Consider the following 5,957-nt stretch of genomic DNA (forward strand, 5'->3'; position numbering starts at 1 on the left):
CCTGCATCACATGGCGCTTTCCACTTTGTCCAACCAGCATTCCACAATCTCCTCTGCCTGGGCGTTACCTGAGTGGATGCCGATTCCCCGGTCGGCAATGAGGGCGGCAGCGGTTGCGAGGAAAATAAAGGCTGCTCCGGAAGGGGAGTTCGTGCCGAAACAGGAGGCCTCTCCGGAAAGCTTGTCCTGAAGTGCGCGGGAAACATGCTTGCGGACGGCATCCATATGCCTGACCAACTCTTCACGGATGCTTTCATAGCGGTGCCCCAAGCTCATGATTTCCATTGTCAAAAGGCCGCTCGGGGCGCGGGTATGGAGATTCCACAGTGCACGCAGCGGGTGCGGCGCGCATAATGCTTCCTCGACCTTGCGAGAATGCTCTTCAGCCATCTGCCTGAAGAATGCGATCAGCAGGTCTTCCGTGCTTTCATAATAATAACGCACCAGGGAGGGGTTCATGCCCGCCTCGGCTGCAATTCCTCTTACGGTCAATGATGCAGCGCCTTGACTGGCGATGAGTCGCTCCGCTGCCTCGAAGATCAATGCCTTCGATTGTTCAGGGCGCAACCTTCTTCTTTTTTGCATTAGCCGTCCTAGCAACCAGCAACCGTTTGGCACCATATGGCTCCCGAATCCGAGCTTGACAAACCTCATTATGCCAAATAGCCCCTTACTGCCCATGTGGACAATAAGGGGCAGCGCCAAGATGGCTTTTGCCGGTGCAGGCGGATTTCACCGAGGAGTGTAACAATGACGGTAGAAGCAATCGAAGACATCAAGGTTCGGGCAGTCACGCAGGAAGAGGTTGAGTCATTTTTCGAGCATGGTTGGGTCAAGTTGCCGAATCTTATCGACAGATCTGCGGCGGCAGAACTCCTGAGGAGGGCGAAGGGCCTGTTCGGGGAAGATGGCCGCACCAACCTTGATCCGATTTCCGAGAATTCCATGCTCAAGGTGAAGACGCAAGGATGGTTCCGAACGGCTGTGCCGATTTCCGAAATGGATGAAGCTTTTCGCAAACTAGCGTCGTCTGAGCAAATCGGGCGCAATGCCGCGCGTCTGTTCGGTCGCGAGAGTTCGATTCGGATGACCCTCAACAACCTGACGTGCAAGCTGCCGGGAGATACTGACCGCGGCAAGGGGACCGACTTCCACCAGGATACCACTCAGCACATGGCATTCGAGGGCAATACCATGAATGTTTGGATCGCCTTGGACGAGGTCACGCCCGATATGGGGGCGCTGGAGTTCTACTCCGGATCGCATAAGCTGGGGAACTTGGGTAACCTGCTTGATCCTGAAACGCTCCAGAGCTGGGAGCCTCACATAGCGAAGACCTGCACCAAGACAGACCCGATTGCCTTGCAGCCCGGCGATGCGACGGTGCACACTAATTTGATGATACATGGAACTGGGCCGAATCTCACCAACCGTCCTCGCTGGTCATTCATCGGCATGTATTTGCCAGCCGACACGAGGTATACCGGTGCCGACAGCTTCTACACGAATGGCCTCGGCCTAAAGCCGTGGGACGTGATCGAACATCCCAACTTCCCAGTAATCTACGATGCCACTTCGTGACATCAAGGCATGCCCACATCCATGGGCCGACAATTGGCGGCAACGGATAGCGGAATGCACTGAGCTTTGGCCGTGTATGATCCAACCTCATTGGTGATCATACACGGCTTTTTGCCATTTTGAATGAGCCATCAGGCTGTCGCCATTCAACTCCCGATACCCTGCGACAGCCGGATGCCTAGTGACCACAAAGGATCAAAGTCACAATGTACGACCTGTTGAATGGCTTATCCGTAATAGAAGCTTCGTCCTTCGTCGCATCGCCTTCCGCAGGTCTCTATTGCGCGCAGATGGGTGCGGAAGTCATCCGTGTCGATCAGATCGGAGGGGGGCCGGATTTTCATCGATGGCCTATTACCGAGGCGGGCGATTCTCTTTACTGGGAAAACCTCAATCGCGCAAAGAAGTCAGTCGCTCTCAACTTGGGCCGGCCGGAAGGCCGGGAGTTGCTGGAAGCGCTTGTGCGTGCAACAGGTCAGTTGATCACGAACTTCCCGGCCGAAGGTTTTTTGAGTCACAAACGACTGGCGGCGGGCTGTTCCAATCTCATCACTGTGCGCGTCATGGGTTGGCCCGATGGATCGCCCGCGCTTGATTACACAGTCAACAATGCTGTCGGTTATCCCATGATGACAGGAGCCGGACCAGAGCCGGTCAATCACGTCTTGCCTGCTTGGGACTTGTTGACTGGTGCATACAGTGCATTCGCACTGGTTTCAGCGCTGCGTCGCCGTGATGCCACGGGCGATGGTTGTGAAGTGAGAGTGCCCTTGTCCGATGTGGCAATTGGCACGGTCGCCAATCTCGGCGGCGTGGCCGAAATGAATTACACGAAATCGGACCGCCCGCGGCTTGGAAATGTCGTCTATGGACTGTTCGGCAGCGACTTTGTGACCGCCGATGGGATTCGGACAATGATTGTCGTGGTCACGCCACGGCAATGGGTCAATCTGGTTTCGGCACTGAATTTAGGTGATTCAGTCTCTCGATTGGAAGCCGAGCGTGGGGTAAGCTTCGCAACTGACAACGGTTTGCGCTTCGTCCACCGCGATGCATTGATGCCGCTGTTTTGTACGGCGATCGCAAGCCGGACTTATAAGGATCTTGTCACCGCGCTGGACGACGGCGGGATAGTGCATTCCGCCTACCGGACGATGCAGGAAGCGGTAAATGACCCGTCCCTGGTGGCGGACAACCCAATCTTTGGACAGGCGCCAAATCCCAGCGGACTTCGGTACCCTGCGGCGGGGTCTTTCGCTACCATTCCGCAGGTGGAGCGATCTTCCCCTCGGCCCGCGCCGCGCAACGGTCAGCACAGCGAACAAGTGCTTGCTGAGCGACTGCGTTTGGATGCGGGCACGATCAGTCGTCTGATCGACGGCGGGATAGTAGGAACCGACAAATGACACGGCCAAGCATGCTGCCGTGCATGCGAAACGGATAACCTGCTGACTTGCAGTTGATTGAGGCCAATCGCGAAAGTGATCTGGCCAAACCATTGCGTGAAATAGGCACGGCACGTGCCACGCGCCTATGACCAGGAGCGGCGGCGAACACAGGCTGGCCACGACACTGAAGGAAGCGCATTATGCATAATCTGGCTCGTGTGATCGAAGGCGCCCGGGCATATCGCAGCGCAGCGTTGGATGCTTTGGTGAAGCGCCTGGCGTCAAACCCTATTGATAGGGAACAGCGCGCTGCGCATGGTTTCGCATGGGTAGCAACGTCGGTCGCCGCACTGGAGGCAGTGGCCGACTGGCTTGAAAGTTCGGGCGGCGCCAATCCGCTAGACGAGAAGGTTGTGCGCCTGGCATGCGCGGAGACAGTCTCGCAACTGATTGGCGGACTGCCGATGGCGCAGAACGAGATATTCCGTCCGTTTGACCTTGACCTGCACGAAGCCGCAACGGCTCTGCGAGGGGTCGCGCTCGACTGCATTTCCGCTCAGCAAATCGATCTGCGTGCCGATGTGGCGAGATCGCTTGCTGACGGACAGTGGCCATCAGAGACCTTTCATGACACCGAGCTCGATGCGATTCGCAGCAATTATCGCCGGTTCACCGATGCGGAAATCCTCCCCCAAGCGCACCGATGGCATCTGGCGAACGAGCTTATCCCTGACGAAATTGTCAGCAGGATGGCGGAGTTAGGTACCTTCGGAGTCTGCATACCGGAAGAATTTGGCGGGCTTGGGCTTGGCAAGCTGGTCATGTGCCTGATTACCGAGGAGCTGTCTCGCGGTTGGATCGGCGCAGGATCTCTTGGTACGCGCAGCGAGATTGCTGGCGAACTGATCGTACTGGGAGGTACCCAGGCCCAGAAGGAGCATTGGCTACCGAAGATTGCGAGTGGACAAGTGCTACCGACCGCAGTGTTCACCGAACCCGATGTCGGTTCGGATCTTGGCTCACTTCAGACCCGCGCGAGGCACGCTGGAGATGGCAGTTGGGTCATCGACGGCGCGAAGACATGGATCACGCATGCCAGTCGGTCGGACCTCATGACCTTGCTCGCCCGCACTCTTCCCCAAGAGAAGGGCTATGCTGGATTGTCGATGCTGTTGGTCCCCAAGCCGCGCGGCACAGCGGCCGACCCTTTTCCGGCAGAGGGGATGGCGGGCAGCGAAATTGAGGTACTTGGCTATCGGGGCATGCGCGAATACGCGCTTGCATTCGATGGCATGCGTGCGCCCTCAGATGCGTTGCTTGGAGGCGAGGAGGGACAGGGCTTCAAGCAGTTGATGCGGACTTTCGAGGGAGCGCGCATCCAAACTGCCGCCCGTGCCGTCGGCGTTACGCGTCGCGCGCTCGAACTAGGGGTCGACTATGCAGTCAATCGCATGCAGTTCGGCAAAGCTATTCTCAACTTTCCGCGTGTTGCCGATAAGCTGGCGATGGGCTTGGTCGACATGGTTCTGTCGCGCGAGTTAACTTACTCGGCTGCTCGCGCGAAGGACTTGGGCAAACGTTGCGACATCGAGGCGGGAATGGCCAAGTTGCTTGCTGCGCGGGCAGCCTGGGCAACCGCAGACGCGGCATTGCAGATCCACGGAGGCAACGGCTATGCCACTGAATTCGAAATCAGCCGGGTTCTGTGCGACGCCCGTATTCTGAACATCTTTGAGGGCGCAGCCGAGATTCAAGCACAGGTAATCGCCAGAGGGCTGATCGGGGGGCACAACTGATGAACGAATGGAGTGAATGGATCGGACGCCAAGAGCATCGCGCCGATCGGGTCGACGAGGCCCACGTTAATCATTGGCTGGCTACACTTGATCGAGTAGCCTCAGCCGATAGCGCAGTGCCGCAAGCGTTTCACTGGTGCTTGTGTCTTCCCGATTCAGCCACGGCGGACCTTGGCATTGATGGCCATGCCAAGCGTAACGACAGTCCGCAAAGCTTCCTGCCTCCGGTAGCCTTGCCGCGCCGCATGTGGGCCTCGAGCGCAGTCGAATTTCACAAGCCGCTGCTCGTCGGAGAGGCTGTTCGCCGTATTGCGAAGGTTTCCTCAATCAAGGCCAAGCAGGGAGCTTCGGGATCATTGGTCTTCGTCGAACTTGCTCATGAAATTCACGGTGCCAGCGGCCTTGCGGTGAGCGAAACGCAGTCGATCGTCTACAAGGAGGCATCCGCGCCTGGAGGGGCCGTGATTCCGCCCCCCCTTGGGGACGGGCAATTCAATATATCAGCTTGGCACGCCCATCGCCTCGTCGTCCCCACCGAACCGTTACTGTTCCGGTTCTCGGCATTGACATTCAACAGTCATCGAATTCATTATGATCTTCCTTATGCAAAAGACGCGGAGGGATATCGCGGACTAGTCGTGCATGGTCCACTCACTGCCACTCTCCTGCTGAATCTTGCCGCTCGCGAATTCGGCGACAACGCGCTGAATAGCTTTACCTTCCGTGGAAATTCCCCGGCAATTTGCGGGGAAGAATTGCATCTGGTGTTGCGCCGAAGCGGCGATGGAGTTGAATTGGGGGCCTTCGCGAACGATGGTCGGAACATCATGGGAGCGAACGCTACATTGAAATGACCGGTCGCGGCCACTTTGCGCGAGATGTCGGCGCCATTTGGACACCTCGAAAAACCACTGGCGCATAGCGGCTTGAACTGATTCACTGTCTTTACACGACAGCGGAGGCAATGATGGCAGCGTAGCCGAGTTGTTTCGATCTTTCGGACCAATACGAGGCGCTGAGCGCGGCAGGTGATGCGCTTGAGCGCCAGGCGACGGTTGTGGACTTCGAGGTGTTCTGTGGCCCGTTGTCAGCGGCTCTGCGTCGAAGCGCACGCGGCAAGGGCGACTGGCCACCGTTCGATCCGGTCCTGATGTTCAAGATCCAGGTTCTGCGTATCCATCCGGCGGGTTCC

The 5,957-nt window shown here is 57.6% G+C and carries 5 protein-coding genes; 4 read left to right on the forward strand and 1 reads right to left on the reverse strand.

The genetic code is table 11. The features are described 5' to 3' along the window. Positions 1-6: 6 nt before the first annotated feature. Positions 7-585: a TetR/AcrR family transcriptional regulator gene (locus EBBID32_RS04100; protein WP_196805583.1), complete on the reverse strand. Its 579-nt coding sequence runs from the start codon at positions 583-585 to the stop codon at positions 7-9. Between the two features lie 165 nt (positions 586-750). On the opposite strand from EBBID32_RS04100, the gene EBBID32_RS04105 reads away from it, so the two are divergent. The 4 genes from EBBID32_RS04105 to EBBID32_RS04120 all read left to right on the forward strand — a co-directional run bounded on the left by EBBID32_RS04105 (position 751) and on the right by EBBID32_RS04120 (position 5,619). Continuing rightward, the gene (locus tag EBBID32_RS04105) at positions 751-1,581 is read left to right on the forward strand and encodes a phytanoyl-CoA dioxygenase family protein (RefSeq protein WP_037488662.1); all 831 of its coding nucleotides are present in this window, start codon (positions 751-753) and stop codon (positions 1,579-1,581) included. Positions 1,582-1,787: 206 nt separating this feature from the next. Beyond that, the gene (locus EBBID32_RS04110) at positions 1,788-2,987 is read left to right on the forward strand and encodes a CoA transferase (RefSeq protein ID WP_006951085.1); all 1,200 of its coding nucleotides are present in this window, start codon (positions 1,788-1,790) and stop codon (positions 2,985-2,987) included. 182 nt (positions 2,988-3,169) lie between these two features. After that, on the forward strand, positions 3,170-4,765 hold the full coding sequence (locus EBBID32_RS04115) for an acyl-CoA dehydrogenase family protein (RefSeq protein WP_006951086.1): 1,596 nt from the start codon (positions 3,170-3,172) through the stop codon (positions 4,763-4,765). After that, positions 4,765-5,619, forward strand: coding sequence for an FAS1-like dehydratase domain-containing protein (locus EBBID32_RS04120; RefSeq protein WP_037488664.1), 855 nt, complete (start codon positions 4,765-4,767; stop codon positions 5,617-5,619). The genes EBBID32_RS04115 and EBBID32_RS04120 overlap by 1 nt, the downstream gene beginning before the upstream one ends. The last annotated feature ends 338 nt before the right edge of the window (positions 5,620-5,957 follow it).

Origin of the sequence: Sphingobium indicum BiD32, from assembly GCF_000382885.1 — a bacterium.
Classification (GTDB): domain Bacteria; phylum Pseudomonadota; class Alphaproteobacteria; order Sphingomonadales; family Sphingomonadaceae; genus Sphingobium; species Sphingobium japonicum_C.

What these genes read in the sequence shown, in the direction of transcription:
- EBBID32_RS04100 (WP_196805583.1), bottom strand. Translation starts at nt 585, where the DNA reads ATGCAAAAAAGAAGAAGGTTGCGCCCTGAACAATCGAAGGCATTGATC.
- EBBID32_RS04115 (WP_006951086.1), top strand. Translation starts at nt 3,170, where the DNA reads ATGCATAATCTGGCTCGTGTGATCGAAGGCGCCCGGGCATATCGCAGC.
- EBBID32_RS04105 (WP_037488662.1), top strand. Translation starts at nt 751, where the DNA reads ATGACGGTAGAAGCAATCGAAGACATCAAGGTTCGGGCAGTCACGCAG.
- EBBID32_RS04120 (WP_037488664.1), top strand. Translation starts at nt 4,765, where the DNA reads ATGAACGAATGGAGTGAATGGATCGGACGCCAAGAGCATCGCGCCGAT.
- EBBID32_RS04110 (WP_006951085.1), top strand. Translation starts at nt 1,788, where the DNA reads ATGTACGACCTGTTGAATGGCTTATCCGTAATAGAAGCTTCGTCCTTC.